This window comes from Epibacterium ulvae (genome assembly GCF_900102795.1).
In the GTDB taxonomy this organism is placed as follows: domain Bacteria; phylum Pseudomonadota; class Alphaproteobacteria; order Rhodobacterales; family Rhodobacteraceae; genus Epibacterium; species Epibacterium ulvae.
Genome location: NZ_FMWG01000007.1, coordinates 90,909 through 107,358, shown reverse-complemented (window position 1 = coordinate 107,358; position 16,450 = coordinate 90,909). Strand labels below are relative to the sequence as shown.

Sequence of the window (16,450 nt, the reverse complement as noted above, 5' to 3'; positions counted from 1 at the left end):
TTTCAGAGCGCGAGATCCGCAGGGGTGAGGTGATATGCTTTGCCAAAACCTGCGTTTAACAGCGCGCTTTGCACGTCAAATCGCACAAATTTGAAATCTCCAAGGCCAAGATACAGTTTGGCTTTGGGGTTATGTTCCAGATACTGGGCTGCACGCTTGTCGTGATCGGCATGATCACGTGGTATGAGCTGCGCCTTGGCCACTAGGGTCAAACGGGGGTGAGCTAAAACATCCCCTTTTTCGCCGGGTTCACCAATAAGAAGCGAGCAGGCAGCGTGTTCGCGCAGAGCGCGCGTATGGGTTGCAAGGTCCGAGATCAGGCTGAGTGGAGCCCCATCCATGTCCTGTGCAAGGGCAATACGGGTGACCATCGGCTGGCCTGGCTCTATCATCACGGCAAGGGCCGCATGCCGGGCATTTTTCAGCAGCGTCTGGGCCAATGTACAGGCATCGCTATCGGTATCTTGAATCACCTTGGTCATGGTTTGAAAACCCTTGCGAGAAACCCTAGAACCTATGCCATAGGCCGAGTTTCAGGCCAAGCCGATCCTTCCGCGCGGGGCTAAAAGAAAGCCCCAGCAGCCCCTCGCTTTGCGCATAAGGGAGGGGAAACAGAAGGGCAGGCGTAAGACTATATGACGTGGCATGGGAGCCTGTGCGATTGCTTTCAAATTGAAGGAGGTGAGCTGGACCAGTGTTGGGCCGGATGCCAAGTGTCGCATCCAGCTTATAGGTGCGTTGCCGTGTGATCTGGTTGGTTTCAAATGTGAAATCAGCTGCGATCCAACCCGAAACCGAGCCAGTCAACCCCCGACCAAACGACAGGCTGCCCCGTAGGGCGGGCATCCAGATCCCATCAACCTTCAGCCCGCCCGCGCCAAGCTCTACCGCCCATTTACTTGCGAGGTTTTGATCGCCCAAGGGTTGGCGTAAAAAGACAAAGGCATGCGCGTAATTTTGGCCGCGGTTTAAATCGACACCAAGGTTCAAACGGGGGCGCAGGCCGTAGGTTGCATAGTATGACAGCTCTGTTCTGCCGCCTTGTCGCACCGTTGCCGTTGTTGCGGAAAACCCCTGACCCACAGGTTCAAGCCAGGCACCAGCCTGGCCAATCCCTGCGATCAGGGGGAGGATCAGGCCCAGGGAATACAATAGGCGAAGGGAATGCCACATTGAGAAAATATACCATAGGTTGTATTAAATTGTAAGAGACGTGGCGGATGAGGGGAATTTTTTTTGAAAAAAGCCTCGGAATGTGGGGCATTCGGCTTAAGCTGACAGGGCAACATGCTACGCAATAGGGAGGTGCGCATGCCAACAATTAACAAATCGGCCTCGATCCAAACCGTGATCACCACATTTGAGGTGACGCCGGGTACATGTCAGGATCTGATGGACGCGCTGGAGGCCGCTTATGGTGAGTTCATTTCCAAACAGCCGGGTTTTCTGGCGGCAGGGCTGCATGTGAATGATGCCCAGACCCGGATTGCCAATTATTCACAATGGCAGAAGCGCGAAGATTTTCAGGCCATGCTGCGCACACCTGAGATGCGCGAACGTACCCGCGCCTTTAATGCGCTGTGTCGCAGCTTTGAGCCTGTGATGTATGATGTCGCTGCAACATTTGACTAAGCAGGCAGGGAAAAGCCGCGACCTGCGATCAATCAAGTAGCCCCATTGGGGCTGCCATAAACAAACGCAAATAGGCGCAATGGCTGCACATGAGCATGGCCGCTGGATAAGATGCGCGTCCGGGTTTCGAGCTACCCGGCACGTATGCGGGATTTTGGACAAGGTAATCCCCTACCGCCCAACTGTTGTGGTCACAAACCGGGCAGTTTGAATTTGTGGCTTTGCTGGCAACCCAATCCCCAACCTGATCTTTTTCTTCTTGTGTTAGGCGGCGTTGTTCGGGCTGCGGCGCTGCCCGCCGCTGGGGGTGCAACCGGTTGGCGGTATGGGGGTTTTGCATAGTCTGTATCCCACGACGTCTCCCCCGCGGTTGGCCCGCAGTGGGATTATTATACAATAAACTTCAAATAACTTCGCAGGGAATGGTTGAGAAATGGTTTTAGCCTGGGCCTGTGGCTTGGATTGCAGCACACGCGGGCTATCATGTTATTGGATGAGCGATGTGGCATTGTTGCTCTGCCTGCCTTGCTGTTTTCTGGGCGGGGGCAAGCTTTGTCCGCAGGGTTGAGAGCTTATTTTGCTCCAAAGGCACATCAATGGCCACCGGCGTCTCTTGAGTGCGATAGCCGGTTTGAGGGCAGCTATACGAGCCGATAGTGGGATTATGACACACGCCGCTATAGGTGTAGGGCACAGTCGTTTTGTGAATTGCATACCCTCGTGCGAGGTTTTTTTCCGTTTCCGAAATGAGGCGATTTAATGTGGCCGTCTCTGAATTCGCAGTCTTGATACAGCGTTCAAGTGGCGTGGCACAGGCGCTCAGCACGCCAAGAGCGACCCCAAAGATTGGCAATAGGAAAGATGTACGTGTCATTGTCGCCTCTTTTTGATGCTTCGTTCAGGATCGGAATACGTCTCGTAAGGAACGTTTGGCTTACGAATATTTCTTCTGTGACTTTCCCCGATACGTTCGCGTACCAGCCTTGCCAGCCGTTGAGCGCCCCCTTGATTTGACGGCAGCGTCGCTGGCTGCCTCTACTGCGGATTGGCGGGCCAGTGGGTCGTCTGAAACGGCCAGATCCACGGCTTCAAGGCGTTTGACCTCATCACGCAGGCGGGCGGCTTCTTCGAATTCAAGGTTTTCGGCCGCCTTGCGCATATCGCTGCGCAGGCCTTCCAGAACTGCCTCAAGATTCGCACCATGCATAGGTTTATCAACGGTGGCAGTGACGCGGTTCATGTCCACATCGCCCTCATACAGCCCAGCGAGAACATCATCGACGTTCTTTTTCACCGTTTCAGGCGTGATGCCATGTTCGCTGTTATAAGCGATTTGCTTTTCACGACGGCGGTTGGTTTCGCCAATCGCGCGCTCCATCGATCCGGTGATCTTATCCGCATACATGATCACGCGGCCTTCGGCATTACGCGCGGCGCGGCCAATGGTCTGGATCAAAGAGGTCTCAGAGCGTAAGAACCCTTCTTTATCAGCGTCCAGAATGGCCACCAGCCCACATTCGGGGATGTCCAGACCCTCGCGCAAGAGGTTGATGCCGATCAAAACATCAAAGGCCCCAAGACGCAGATCACGCAGGATTTCGATCCGCTCCAGCGTGTCGATATCTGAGTGCATATAGCGCACTTTGATGCCTTGTTCATGCAGGTATTCTGTAAGATCTTCGGCCATACGTTTGGTCAGAACCGTGCAGAGCGTGCGGAAGCCGTCGGCTGACACCTTGCGGATTTCATCCAGCAAATCATCAACCTGCATAGAGACAGGGCGGATCTCAACCTCGGGGTCTAACAGACCTGTTGGGCGGATCACCTGTTCGGTGAAGACACCGCCTGATTGCTCCATCTCCCAGCCTGAAGGGGTCGCTGACACAAAGACCGATTGAGAGCGCATCGCGTCCCATTCCTCAAATTTGAGCGGGCGGTTGTCCATGCACGAGGGCAGGCGGAAGCCATGTTCTGCAAGGGTGGATTTGCGCCGAAAGTCGCCTTTGTACATGCCGCCGATCTGGGGCACGGAAACATGGCTTTCATCTGCAAAAACAATTGCATTGTCAGGGATAAATTCAAACAGGGTGGGGGGTGGTTCACCCGGTGCGCGGCCCGTCAGATAGCGTGAGTAGTTTTCGATCCCGTTGCAGTGACCGGTGGCTTCCAGCATTTCGATATCAAAATTGGTGCGTTGCTCTAGGCGTTGTGCTTCGAGGAGTTTGCCTTCGTTGGTGAGTTGATTCAAACGTTGACGCAGCTCTTCTTTGATCTTGATGACGGCTTGGTTCAGCGTTGGTTTTGGCGTCACATAGTGAGAGTTGGCATAGATCCGGATCTGCTCAAAGCTGCCTGTGCGCTCACCTGTCAGGGGGTCAAATTCGGTGATTGCTTCGAGCTCTTCGCCAAAAAATGACAGTTTCCATGCGCGGTCTTCGAGGTGGGCGGGAAAAATTTCCAGACTGTCGCCGCGCACCCGGAACGAGCCGCGCTGAAAGGCCTGATCGTTGCGTTTGTATTGTTGGGCCACCAGATCTGCCATCACCTGACGCTGATCGTAATCCTCTCCAACTTTCAGATCCTGTGTCATTGCGGAATAGGTTTCAACCGAGCCAATCCCGTAGATGCAGGACACGGATGCAATGATGATTACATCGTCACGTTCCAACAGCGCACGGGTCGCCGAGTGGCGCATCCGGTCGATCTGTTCGTTGATCTGGCTTTCCTTTTCAATATAGGTGTCAGAGCGCGGAACATAGGCCTCGGGTTGGTAATAGTCATAGAACGAGACAAAGTACTCGACCGAATTCTCTGGAAAAAACCCTTTAAATTCGCCGTAAAGCTGGGCCGCAAGGGTCTTGTTTGGGGCCAGAATAATCGCCGGGCGCTGGGTTTCTTCAATCACTTTGGCCATGGTGAAGGTTTTACCGGTGCCGGTTGCACCCAAGAGCACCTGATCCCGATCTCCGTCCAAGATCCCTTGGCTGAGTTCCGATATTGCCGTGGGTTGATCCCCTGCAGGTGCGAAATTTGTTTGCATAATGAACTGTTTGCCGCCTTCCAGCTTGGGGCGGCGCGCTGCGGCACGATCCACCATCATGGGGTTTTCTGGGGCAATTGGGGCATCAGTCATTGCGACTCTCTCGACTGGATCAGGGTGTGCTGATTTTGATCTGTTTTTGTTCCGCTGCAAGAGGCTTTTGTGGTTTGAATTGTCGCAATCGTGAAACGCTTGCGTGATTTCCATGCAATGCAGGCTAAATGCCATCTTGCGGCCCGGTGTTGGGCTGTCGCATAAGGGGACAAAGGATTCACACAGGTTTTCAGCAAGGAGACTGCCATGCAAGCGCGCATCTATCGGCCAGCCAGAAACGCTATGACTTCGGGCATGGCAAAAACGCGCAAATGGGTGTTGGAATATGCACAAAGTTCGGCGCGTGAAGTGGATCCGTTGATGGGCTGGACCTCATCTGATGATACACAGGCACAGGTTCGTCTGCGCTTTGACAGCAAAGAAGCGGCTTTGGAATATGCAGACGCCAATGGCATTTTGGCGCAAGTGGTTGAACCTAAGACCCGCAAAGCCAACATTCGCGCAGGCGGATACGGTGAAAATTTTGCAACCAACCGCCGGACCCCTTGGACACACTGAGGTTTGTAGACCGGGGTGAAGACACCGCGAAGACTTTGCTGATATAGAATATTGAGCGCCTTTGGGCGCTCTTTCTTTGCATATTGGTTCTTCAATTTTTTGAAGAACCAAGGCTGGGCGACCTATCGAGTTCTGGATGCTTGTTCGCGGATCGGCTTGGGGCGCACTAAAAGCGTTGCCGGTTTCGCGTGAAGTGCATGATCATGCTGTGGGCGTTGCTGCAGGCTCAGTTATGATTCTCTCTAAATGGTGATTTCAATGATCTGCCCACCCGCGATACGCTGATGGGGTTTAAAACGGTCGTCGCCACGATGAACGAATTTAAGTTGGGCTTTCTCTATATGGTTGAACATTTCTCTTTTTTAGATCCGATCACTGACAAACAGCGCACGTCCCTGCGCTCTTGAAAGGGATCGAGCAAGCCACAATCTATGCAAGCGACCATCGCGGTTACACCGACTACCCCGCTATGTCTTAAACATACCGCCTCCGTGGCTGCGGGTAGGCTTTCCAAATCAAAGGACCTCTACCGATGACAACTCTCAAAGAAAAACTAGAAGCATTTCGCGAAGATTTTGAGACCAACAAGGCCCCAGCTGAAGCCCTGAAGGTTATGCATGGTGCAACACAAGCGTTGCGCGATTCTGGTATTATGGAGAAGACGATCAAATTGGGCGACAAGATGCCCGAGTTTGCATTGACCAACCAGGATGGTGACACCGTTAGCCTGAGCGAGAAGCTGGCCAAAGGCCCGTTGGTGGTGAGTTTTTTCCGCGGCGTTTGGTGCCCCTATTGCAATATCGAACTAGAGCATCTGGGTGCTGCAGCAGATGAAATTCGTGCGGCGGGTGGTGATCTTGTGGTGATTTCACCGCAGACCCAGCAATTTGCGCAGAAAAGCCATAAGGACCGCGCGCTGACCTGTGATGTTCTGGTGGATGCGGGCAATGCCTATGCAAACGAGTTGGGCACCGTGTTCCGTCTGCCCGAAGATCTGGAAAAACTATATGCTGGGTTTGGTATCGATATGCCCATGTATAATGGCGATGACAGCTGGACTTTGCCGATGCCGCTGCGCGCTGTGATCGATACCGATGGCGTCGTGCGCTATCTGGATATCAACCCAGACTACACTGTACGCCCTGAAGTGACAGACACCGTCGCTGTTTTGAAATCACTGACGGCAACCAAGGTCTGATCAGACCCCGCAAGCGCATAACTGACCTGTCACGTTTGGCGTCGTTTTGGCTCTTTGCGCAGTGACCTATGTCATGCCCGCTTCAGCTATGGCCGAGGCGGGCAGTCTGGTTTGTGATTGGACAGGCATCGAAAACGTAGCAGAATATTGCACTCTCCCTCATCTTCCGCTTTGATCCCGGTTACATCTATCAGTAGATGAAAGGGCCCTTTGCTTCAGGGCAGGTGGGTTTTGGCCCCTGTATCCAATCAAATGAGGTTTGAGCCATGGCGGAGTATCTCTATTGGGGCGCGATGCTTTTGGCTGTGATGTTATCTGGCCTGTCCAAAGGAGGGCTGGCTGGGCTCGGCATGCTGGCGACGCCCGTGATGGCATTGGTGATGCCCCCTTTGCAGGCCGCAGCGATCATGTTGCCAATTCTTGTAGCACAGGATGTGTTCAGCATGTGGTCCTTTCGTGCCTCTGTGGCTTGGGATCTTTTGAAGGTTTTGCTACCCGGTGCAGTGATCGGGATTTTCGGGGCCGTGGGGTTGGCACAGGTGGTGGAACCAGTTGTCTTTGTCTGGATACTTGGGCTGATTTCGCTGGCGTTTGGCCTGTTTGGATTGGTGAACGGTGGCAGGGGACGTTTTCAGATCAGGCGTGCGGGACTGTTGCTGGGGGCAAGCGCGGGGGCGCTTGCCGGGCTGACAAGCGCAATCGCCCATGCGGGAGCACCGCCTATTCAGATCTATCTGTTGTCTCAGAAGCTTTCAAAAAATGGGTTTGTCGCCACCACGGTGTTTTTCTTTGGGGTGACAAATGTGCTGAAGCTACCGGCCTATATGAGCATGGGCCTGTTCACAGTTGATAGTCTGCGCCTGTCTGCGATCCTTATGCCTGCGGCAATTGGGGCAACGTTTTTGGGGATTTTGGTTGTGCGCTGGATCAGTGCCGAGCGGTTTGTGACGTTTGTTCACGCATCGCTGTGCGGTGTTGGGCTTGTCCTGATCTATCGGGCGATGGTTTGACAGGTTTGCGTTTCAATGCACCGCTGCGAGCGCGGTGCACCTCATTTTATTGGGTATCAACCTGCTTATTGCTATTTGATCGAGTGGGTTACGTTGAGATCCCAAATAGATCGCAAGGAGCGTTCCCATTTTGCAATGGGTTGTTCTTCGACAAAGATCACATCGTTTGGACGCATCTGCAATTCGGTGGCCAATGACAGGCGGGCGGCATTGCGCGAGTCCAGATGATAGGCCGTAACCTGTTTTGCATCTTCATCCGTTTGGACAATCCGCAGGATGTAGATTTCTCTGGGATCGCCAAATGGGACGTTTATGCCCCCTTCGCTAAACAGGACATCAGCCAGGGTTGCATGGCGTTGGTAGGGGAGGGTGAAGCGCGCCTGTCCATCGGTCTCACCAGCAAGGTAGACGTAATCACGTGGCACAGCATCCAGAGCATCACGCATTTCAAAACTGCGGCGCTGTTCATCCAGAGCATTCCGGCGATGGCTCAACCGTTGTGTTAACCGTGCCACTGCGCCGCTGCGTTCATTATTTCGAACCCCTGCGAGCTGAATTTGCCGTTCAAAGAAAGCCAGCGATTGTTCGACATCATAGTTTTCTTCGACGAAAATCGCGTCTTCTGACTGCAGCAGCGTTTTTTGTAAGGCTGGTGTGCGTTTGTAAAGATTCATCGGGATCTGGTATAGATCATTGCCCCGTGCGATCAGGATGACGCCAGCCCGATCTTCACGTAAGCGTAGGCCGGCAGCTTTGGCTATGGCTTCGTTCAATGTCATCGGTGACATTTTGAGTGGGATACGACCGGGAGCGCCGACGGCGCCGCCCAGCGTCACAAACTGCGAGTTAAATTCTAAGATATCAACCGAAATTCCAGGATCCCGCCCCTGTGCAAGCAGACGATCAAATATGAGCTGGTTGCTTTCGCTCAACGTACGGCCAGCGATCTGTACAGCTCCAATCGAAGGGACGACAATCGCACCATCATCACGAACACTATAGCCAAGGCTTTGTTTTGCCATGCCTTCCGAGGGTAATTCAGTGCCGTTTTCCACGTCTGACTGCAAAGCAACCACATCACCAACGCCGATACGATAAGGCTTTGACTTGATCTTAGGAGGAAGCTTCGCGTCAAGATTGATACCGCCGTCTTGAGGTGTCATTGGCAGAGTTAGCTTCGCCACTTCGGAAGTCGCGCTTGAGGCTGGGATAAATTGGTAAAAAGCCTTGGGAAGGGAGAGAGGTTTATAGGTACTTTTATTTGCAGTTTCAATAGTTTGGAATGAAACAGGTATGATGGAGACGGGGAATTGATCATCGTCGGTCTTCACCGATGGTGAAATATAAAGGACACCACAGCTGCTAAGAAGCAGACCACATAAGGCCATAAGCGCAACGACAAACACGCGTTTGTCCCGGCGGCGCTTTAAGCGCTTTTCTTTCGGTAAAGGCTTAAATAAGCTGCTGTAGGAACTTGTAATCTGGGCCCAACAATACCGTTTGTTTGCGATAGATTTGATGGTGCTCCCATCGCACAGATCATTTTGTTCAACCTTTTGACGCAGGTCCGAAGCCGATGAAAAATATGTTGCTTGATCTTCGGTACTGTAACGATTGTAGGTGCAATCGAAGGCAAGCACGGGAATGCCAAAATGCATCATTTCGACGAGGGATGGATTTGTGCCACCTGCTGAGTGACCATGTACATAAATTTCAGCGCCATCCCGGATCGCGCGTAAGCGTGGCGCATCGTAGATCGGGTCTAACAGCGTAATATTTTCGTAGGTACTATAGGTTTGCCGGAGGTTTTTACCATAGTCGCTGGCGTTCCAATTTCCGACAAATACCAGTTTACGTTCGATACATTTGCTGAACCCGTTCAGGATCATTTCAACATTGTTTTCAGGTTCGATACGGCACAAGCCAAGCGCATAGTCGGCTGGCAGGGAGAGATCTTGGATATCTCCGGGCTCTGTGGCAAGTGCTTGATCGCCGCCATAAGCGATCATCGTGCTTTGTGCGGCGTAGGCCTGTGTGACATGGTCAGAAATGGCCTGATTGTCACAAACAACCGTGTCTGAAAACCGAACGGCGATGCGTTCTGAAAACTTCAGAAAGGCCCGCGCCAAACGCCCCCATTTCGCGCGCCGCCATTCCAAGCCGTCAATATTGGTGACGACTTTTATGTTCCAAAAGAGTTTGGCGATTGGAATAAATAAGGCACCGGATACGCCAAGGAGCAGTACTACATCATCGCCTTTCCGGCAGGAATCAAACAATGACAGGGCGTCATAGAGAACGCTTTGCGGTCCATTTGCATCAAGCGAAATATATCGAAGCTGAGCGCCTTTAAAATGGGTGGGATGCTCTGAATAGGCCTTGGTGCTGCAATAGACCGAGAGATCCAGTTTATCTGGACCCTCGCCAAGATTAAGCACAAGGTTCTCTGCGAGTGTTTCAAACCCCCCGTAGTTTGCAGGCAGGCCGACGGTGCCAACGATCGCAATTTTTGTCATGTTGAGCACTCCGCAGGGCTTTGCAGCCTGTCAAGTTGGGCCTGCGTCTCTTCAAAGAGCGGTGCAAACCAATGTGGCCATTCTGGTTTTGGATAGGGCTGCGCAGGGGACAAAATAGAGCGCGCATATTGAAAGCAGCGTGGGTCAGCGGATAAGTCCGCAAAGCGCAAGATATTGCCCAATACCTGATCGGGTGTTTCACAGAGTGCTTCGTAGCGTACATGTAAGAATTGATCAGACGAGAGTGTTCTTTGCAGCTCCAGACCTTCCTGCATCGACAAAAGCCATTCAACGGCGGCCCTGAGTTGGTGGTCCGATGTGTGCCGCAGGTGGTCAACGTGGTCCTTAAACTGAGGTGTTTCAGCAACCAACTGATCTACAATTGCATGCCATTTGCGGTCATCTGCTCCCCACCAGTCGTGACGCTCCCCATCACGTTGTTCCCCGAGGCGTTCAGACCAGGCTTTGATCGAGGAGGTTGTTGCTTGGCCACCGCGCGAAATAAAGATAAAGCGCGCATCCGGGTAAAGTGCACGCACGCAGTCGCAGCGAAACACCAATTCGGGGTATTTATCGACCAGACGTCGTGCGCCAGCAAACCGCAGATACGCCCCTTGAAGGCTGTGTATTTTGTGGCGCGCTGTATGCGTGACATCTTTAGCAGTCATGCGGACCTTGACGGGGCGGCGTGAATAGCTGCCGATCAGGTCTTCTTCTTCAAAGGCTGCATTCCAAAGGATCTTGGGCTCATTGAGGAAGCCAACGTCAGGGTGCGCTGATAGCAGTTTTCCAAGTATTGTTGTACCACTGCGTCCGGTGCCAATGATAAAGGCAGGCTTTTCGACTGTGCGCAGCTGAGGCAGCAGCAGCAGTCCGCGGTGAAAGTGTTGTAGGATCGGATTTATAAACTGCCCACGCGTGGTAAGGGGGCGCCCTTCGAACAACAAATAGGCCACCAACCGTGCCCAAATTTTTGACGGTCTTTGGCGCAGATACTCTTTATCTAACTGGAAAACCATATTCTAATCCCATCTTGCGATAGGATGATTTTACGCCGTCAAACCTGAATAAATTTCTAGCAAACGAGCAATGTAAACCTCTGAATTGAAATTATTTTCGACATGTTCGCGCCCTGCGTGTCCCATTGCGATTGCTTTCTCGTGTGACAGGCACGACATGGCCTGCGTAAGGGCTATGCTGTCGCCAACCGGGGCGAGAATCCCATCAACTCCGTCCCGCAATAATTCGGGAATCGCACCGATTGCGGACCCAATGACAGCCGTTCCAGAGGCCAGAGATTCAACGACAGTTAAACCAAAAGGTTCTTCCCATTGTGAGGGTACGATAACAGCTTTTGCTCGTGCAATAAGTTCCCGTAATTCGGCACCATCTTTGCGGCCCAGAAACTCTACATGTGGCATTGATTGAATTGCTTCCGAGAGTTCATTCTCCCAGCTGCCTTCGCCGACGATTTTGACAGGCAGGTCTGTGTTTTCAGCTGCAGCTAGAAGGGTCGGCAACCCTTTCAGCGTTTCAATGCGCCCAAAGTATAAGAAGTAGGATTGCTTTTCGGTATGCGGCACTGGTTTGAAATGAGTGGTGTCAACGAAATTATGGCAGAGGGTCAATTTGGTTTTGGGTATGCCAGCCTGTGCGAGAATTTCTTTTTGACGCGCGCTTACACATAGAATTTTGTCGACCTTTGCAAGGTCCCCACCTAGGCGCGACACAAAGGATTCGGCCCAAAGTACTACGGATTGCAGCGCCGAATTGCTTTTGCACCGGTGCTTGATAACGTTGAGCTTTGATCCTGAAATACAATCCATGCAATTTTTGCCCTGACGTTCCAGACGATAGACGGGGCAGACGAGTTTATATTCGTGCGCGGTTTGTACAATCGGGATTTGGTGACGGCGAAGAACTGGCAAAATCGCGGTCGTCAAACCCCCATGGTAAATGTGGAGATGGGCAATGTCCGGTTTACCTTGTGTTTGAATCAACTGCTCCAATGCCTGTGCTGCCGTGCGGTTGTATAGAAATTTTGGCACGCTTGTTGCTTTTGGATGTTTTAGGTCTGCAACAGGTGCAAACGCTGCGGGTTCAACAGGAGAAAGATTCTCGGGGTGGGCACCCGAAAACCACATGATTTCGTGTCCTTTGCGTGCAAGCAAGTGACCCGTCTCGAGATAGATCCGATCTGCGCCGCCACGCAGGCTGTGGAAATTGTTTATCTGTAAAACCTTCATGGGGCATAGGCTTTCTGTCTTTTCTTGCCGGGGCGATGTACGGCGAGCATGACCACGAGAAGGATCATAAGTGCTGCATAGTAATAGCTTGAAATCATTGCGCGAAATAAAGACCCCATGAGAAACACAATGAGCAGAAAAATCTGATCGGCAGCGCTGATACGGTCGGGCGCCACGGTTTTAAGAAGCTGCACGACGCAAATCGAAACCAGCGCAAAACCGAGCAATCCATATTCTCCTAAAAGGGAGCCGATGCCGCTATCGTTGATGCCGTGTCCCTCTAAAACAGTGGGCAGCTGCGCTATTCCGATTTCATGATAGACTGCAGAGCCCAACGAGAGAGGTGATCCGAATGTGCCACCGCCCGTGCCAAATGGAAAATTTTCCACTGCAAGTTTGCCGCCATGCATCAGCATAATAGTTCGGATGTAGCCGGTTTCGACCATGAGAGATTGGCGCATGAACTCTATGCCCAGCATAAGGGCATCGCGCAATAAAAAGCCGATGGGCAGACAGGCGAATATAAACGCAATTAGCGATACTGTAATGTTGCGGTTGGAGCCGCGAACAGAAAAGTAGCCGACAAACAGGATCAGCATCAAAATCCCAGAACGCGAGCCAGACATTACGAGGCAAATCAGCATCAGTGTCGCCAGCAGAGGGTCTGGGCGCAGGAAACAGTACCAGGTGAATAGGAGCGCTGCGAGAATACCAAAGCGGTTTACGTTTAGTTGAAACCCAACCAGATCGCTGCGATCCAGCCAGCCATAAACCTGAGGAATCATTGTCGCAATTTGATCAGGAAACGCCAAGTTTACAAAAAGGCCCATCACTTGAACCATTGATAAAATGGGGATCAACCGTGCCAATCGGTCTGGACCAAACACTGCCGCAATACAGGCGATATAGCCTAGTTTAACCAGAAGAACCGTTGAAATCAGGTCGGTTGGAATGCCACGTGAATGGCTGCCCAATATTGAAAGCAATCCTAGGCCGCTTGCCAGAACCAACAACCAGATCAGTGCTGAATGGGGCAGTGCTTTCTGAATTATGCCGCGCGTTATGACGACAGCAAAGGTGCCCATGACCACGCCATGTTGAATGAGGCCCCCAATGGATGAGGGCAAAAATTGGCGTAAGAATTCGGCATAAAGAACGCCCAATATTGCGGCGACCATCAGTGCATCGGTTAGCCGAACACGATGAAGCCGTAAAATGGAATATCTATGCAGAGACTGGATCATCGGGTGGCCGCATGCCGTATGAAATCACGTGTTTCGATGTCGATTTCGGGGCGCTCTATACGCGGGCCGCGACGGCTTAGAAGTTTGCGTACAAAGCGGCTGAGAGGTCTTAACCGGGCCATGTTTTTCTGGGAGAGGGGCAGATTATAGACAGCTTTTGCACGCAGTCTGTCATAGGTCCACATCAATGTGCTGCTGGTCTGTCCTGATGTCACATTCCGTGCTTCAAACGTCAGGTCAGAGAGGCCTGCAGCATCTGCGCCGGCAAAATCGCAGATGTTTTCCAGAGTTGCACGGGGGTTGTCGCGCAGTTGATCAAAGTGAACGACCTGCGAGCGTGCGCCAAAAGCTTTTAGTATTGGAGCGGCATAGTGATCAAAACGGTTTTGATCTAAGGCGCGTCGCCAGACCGGAAGCTGTGGATCCTGTACGGGAGAGTGTTGCAGAGACATGAATGTCTCAAAGCTTGTGTGTGGTGGTAAAAAGCCGCGCTGTGCTGCGTACCGATACCATGAAATCAACCGATCAACAGGGTCGCGCTGCAGCAGGATAACCCGTGCACGCGGCAAAAGCTGGGCCACTTCGGTAAACCCAGAGCAGAACATGTAATCTGGTGATGCGTCCAGAAGGATGCGTCCGCCACTGTCTGGGAACAGATCCAGGTAGCGCTCCAGATTGCTGCCTGTGTGGCGTGCTCCACTTGGAACTGGATAGTCAGGATCCAGGAAAAAACGGGCTTCTTTTATACGTGAAGGTCTAAAATCCGGATGGCTGGCCAGCCAGTCAAACAGGGATGTGCTGCTGGCTTTGGGTTGTCCGGCTATGATCAGACACGGGGTGTCCTTAAGGGGGCAGTTTCGTTCGTGTATCATGCCTGCAGTCTTTTAAGTTTAAAGTTTGAAAGACGTTGATTTTTGGGCTGTTTCAAACCGCGCATATTCATCAGGATTGGGCTTAATACTATGTCGCTATTGACCATTAAATTTCCTAGTGAAGACACCACAGCGCGTTGAGGTGAGCCGTTGTCGACAGCATAAAGCGTGTGATCCCCCAGTTCCGCGGTGAGCGCTACAATTTCGCCCTGTTCTGCAACTGGGAGACAGGCGATGATCCAATCATATCGGCTGCGGCAATGTTCTAACAGGTTTGGGAGTAGGGTATCGGCCACAATATCCAATGGCAGGCCGTTTGTCTTGTCTGCAGGAAGATAGTTGAGGTTCGGATTTGAGGACGTTTCAGAGATTTGTGTGAAAGCCTCGCTCCATTCGTGCTCAGGTGTTGCCAGCATCCCTTGTAGGGATAGGCTATTTTGAGAAGGCGCTAGCTGTTGTGATAGGGTGCGATTTTGAAGGTCAAAATCAATCAGCAATACGCGTCTGTTTGGCAGTGTAGAAAAGGTTTCGGCCAGTTGCGCCGCTAGCGTTGTGTGATCAGACCTGATGCCACATCCCGTCACCATTATGACCCCGTGAGGTTTCGCAAAGCGGCGCATGAGTTTGGTCCGCAACTCAGTTAAGTAGAATTTTGAATCTGACCCTGTCGCAGGCCACCATGGCAAAGGCTGTTGCCATGGTGAGGTACGTAGTTTGGGAAGTTCGGCCAGAATTGGGACGGTGTTCAGGCGTTTCCAGTCTTGGGTTGATCGTATCACTGGCTCAATCAGGTTCCAGAGGATGATCAACATAGATGCCAGAATTGTTCCGGCGCTGATGATGAAAAAGATTGTACGTAACCATCTTGGACCAGAAGGCTGGTTGGGCCGCTTGGCATAGTCCAGCAGTCTGGCATCCGGTCGCAAAAGGCCGGATTGCAAAGCTGTTTCGCGGAGCCGATTTGAGAATTTTTCATGAAGGGCTTCTGTATTGGATTGTGCCCGTTCAAGCTCTTTCAGGCGATTTAGGTCAGCTGCGCGGGTTGAAATCCGTTCAGTCAGACCATGCAAGGTGCGTTCCAAGGACTCGATTTGTGTATCCAGAAAATCAATACGGGCCAAACGTTGTAACGGAGGCAGAATGGCCTCGTATCTCTCGACGTCCGACGGTGCCTCCATTGGTCCCAATACGGTTTCTGCTGTTTCCAGAATTGCCTTGATGTCACTTTCTGCAAGTTCTGCGCCCTCCTGTGGGGGGGGCTGGACTTTGAGGGCGTCACGTTGCGCACGCAGATCCGCCAAACGCAGACGCATTTGACGGATCTGGTCTGCGTTCTCTTGTAGTTCGACCTCTGAGGTGCTTTCCAAAATCGCGCGGCGCATTGCGATTTTGCGATCCACTGTCAACAAATCCGAAGACAAAACCCTCAGCTCGTTTTCGAGCCAATGTGCGGCTTCAGCAGCAGAGTCAATCTTTTCATCCCGCTGATGCTTTATATATGAATCCGCCATAGCGTTTGCAATTTTAACGGATAGATCGGGAGATATTGTTTCAGCCCAGATCTCTATGATGTAGGTTTCACGAATTAATTTAACATCTAAGATAGCGCGAAGAGCTTCCATCAGTTCTGTTTGTGCAAGGTCGGTTGGGGCTTTGGTTTCGCCGCTGCCTAATATCAGGTTTCTGAGTGCGCCTATCGAAAACCCGCTGCCAGCTTCTGATATGAAATCTGGATCTTTGTGGAGTTCCAGTTTGTCGATGACGTTGCGCAGGATTTTAGGAGATTTCATGACGCGTAATTCGGTATTTAAGAGATACGCGTCGACAGAAAACTGCTCATGTATCTGTTCTACATCCACGACATTTATATTTTGCGGATCTAGGCGAACCGTTGTCATGGCTTGGTACGTGTTTTGAGTAAATGCACCTAAATAATACACTGCCAGAGCGCAGCTTATGACCATGATCGAGCAAAGCCTAACCCGGTAGTGCCATAGGTATCCTATTAAATCACCGATGGTCACATCGTGATGTGCTGTCGGCAAGGAAGAAGAGTTAAACTGATGCTCGGACATGTCGT

At 51.9% G+C, this 16,450-nt stretch carries 15 protein-coding genes; 4 read left to right on the top strand and 11 right to left on the bottom strand.

Features of this window, described 5'->3' with window-relative positions; all coding sequences use genetic code 11:
- Positions 1–2: 2 nt before the first annotated feature.
- Both BLP79_RS12285 and BLP79_RS12280 read right to left on the bottom strand, forming a co-directional pair.
- Positions 3–482, bottom strand: coding sequence for a HugZ family pyridoxamine 5'-phosphate oxidase (locus BLP79_RS12285; protein ID WP_090219377.1), 480 nt, complete (start codon positions 480–482; stop codon positions 3–5).
- Positions 483–507: 25 nt separating this feature from the next.
- Positions 508–1,173: a hypothetical protein gene (locus BLP79_RS12280; protein ID WP_090219375.1), complete on the bottom strand. Its 666-nt coding sequence runs from the start codon at positions 1,171–1,173 to the stop codon at positions 508–510.
- A gap of 138 nt (positions 1,174–1,311) precedes the next feature.
- Between BLP79_RS12280 and BLP79_RS12275 the strand changes: the two genes are divergently transcribed.
- On the top strand, positions 1,312–1,632 hold the full coding sequence (locus tag BLP79_RS12275; protein ID WP_090219374.1) for an antibiotic biosynthesis monooxygenase family protein: 321 nt from the start codon (positions 1,312–1,314) through the stop codon (positions 1,630–1,632).
- A 28-nt stretch (positions 1,633–1,660) separates the two neighbouring features.
- On the opposite strand, the gene BLP79_RS12270 is transcribed toward BLP79_RS12275, so the two are convergent.
- The 3 genes from BLP79_RS12270 to uvrB form a co-directional block, all read right to left on the bottom strand.
- Positions 1,661–1,972 (bottom strand): hypothetical protein, encoded by a 312-nt coding sequence (locus BLP79_RS12270; RefSeq protein WP_090219372.1) that lies wholly within the window; start codon positions 1,970–1,972, stop codon positions 1,661–1,663.
- Positions 1,973–2,113: 141 nt separating this feature from the next.
- Positions 2,114–2,506 carry a hypothetical protein gene (locus tag BLP79_RS12265; protein ID WP_090219371.1) on the bottom strand — a complete coding sequence of 131 codons (393 nt, stop codon included), beginning with the start codon at positions 2,504–2,506 and terminating at the stop codon, positions 2,114–2,116.
- A gap of 60 nt (positions 2,507–2,566) precedes the next feature.
- The gene (gene uvrB, locus BLP79_RS12260; protein WP_090219370.1) at positions 2,567–4,765 is read right to left on the bottom strand and encodes an excinuclease ABC subunit UvrB; all 2,199 of its coding nucleotides are present in this window, start codon (positions 4,763–4,765) and stop codon (positions 2,567–2,569) included.
- Between the two features lie 207 nt (positions 4,766–4,972).
- Between uvrB and BLP79_RS12250 the strand changes: the two genes are divergently transcribed.
- The 3 genes from BLP79_RS12250 (at position 4,973) to BLP79_RS12240 (ending at position 7,492) form a co-directional block, all read left to right on the top strand.
- Complete coding sequence (locus tag BLP79_RS12250) at positions 4,973–5,284, top strand: ETC complex I subunit (protein WP_090219368.1); 312 nt, start codon at positions 4,973–4,975, stop codon at positions 5,282–5,284.
- Positions 5,285–5,816: 532 nt separating this feature from the next.
- A complete protein-coding gene (locus BLP79_RS12245) occupies positions 5,817–6,482 on the top strand; it encodes a peroxiredoxin-like family protein (RefSeq protein WP_090219366.1) in 666 nt (221 codons plus the stop codon).
- A 266-nt stretch (positions 6,483–6,748) separates the two neighbouring features.
- Complete coding sequence (locus tag BLP79_RS12240; RefSeq protein ID WP_090219364.1) at positions 6,749–7,492, top strand: sulfite exporter TauE/SafE family protein; 744 nt, start codon at positions 6,749–6,751, stop codon at positions 7,490–7,492.
- A 71-nt stretch (positions 7,493–7,563) separates the two neighbouring features.
- Here BLP79_RS12240 and BLP79_RS12235 read toward each other — a convergent pair whose 3' ends face one another.
- From BLP79_RS12235 to BLP79_RS12210, 6 genes are read right to left on the bottom strand one after another with little or no spacing between them, the layout of a single operon-like run.
- The gene (locus BLP79_RS12235) at positions 7,564–10,008 is read right to left on the bottom strand and encodes a DUF1972 domain-containing protein (protein ID WP_090219363.1); all 2,445 of its coding nucleotides are present in this window, start codon (positions 10,006–10,008) and stop codon (positions 7,564–7,566) included.
- Positions 10,005–11,027: a sulfotransferase family protein gene (locus tag BLP79_RS12230; RefSeq protein WP_090219360.1), complete on the bottom strand. Its 1,023-nt coding sequence runs from the start codon at positions 11,025–11,027 to the stop codon at positions 10,005–10,007. The genes BLP79_RS12235 and BLP79_RS12230 overlap by 4 nt, the downstream gene beginning before the upstream one ends.
- A gap of 30 nt (positions 11,028–11,057) precedes the next feature.
- Positions 11,058–12,254 (bottom strand): glycosyltransferase family 4 protein, encoded by a 1,197-nt coding sequence (locus BLP79_RS12225; RefSeq protein ID WP_090219358.1) that lies wholly within the window; start codon positions 12,252–12,254, stop codon positions 11,058–11,060.
- Positions 12,251–13,498: a hypothetical protein gene (locus tag BLP79_RS12220; RefSeq protein ID WP_090219356.1), complete on the bottom strand. Its 1,248-nt coding sequence runs from the start codon at positions 13,496–13,498 to the stop codon at positions 12,251–12,253. Before BLP79_RS12220 ends, BLP79_RS12225 begins: the two co-directional genes overlap by 4 nt.
- Positions 13,495–14,370: a sulfotransferase family protein gene (locus BLP79_RS12215; protein ID WP_090219355.1), complete on the bottom strand. Its 876-nt coding sequence runs from the start codon at positions 14,368–14,370 to the stop codon at positions 13,495–13,497. Before BLP79_RS12215 ends, BLP79_RS12220 begins: the two co-directional genes overlap by 4 nt.
- Positions 14,367–16,445, bottom strand: a complete 2,079-nt coding sequence (locus BLP79_RS12210) for a GumC family protein (protein WP_090219353.1) — start codon at positions 16,443–16,445, stop codon at positions 14,367–14,369. The genes BLP79_RS12215 and BLP79_RS12210 overlap by 4 nt, the downstream gene beginning before the upstream one ends.
- Positions 16,446–16,450 lie beyond the last annotated feature (5 nt).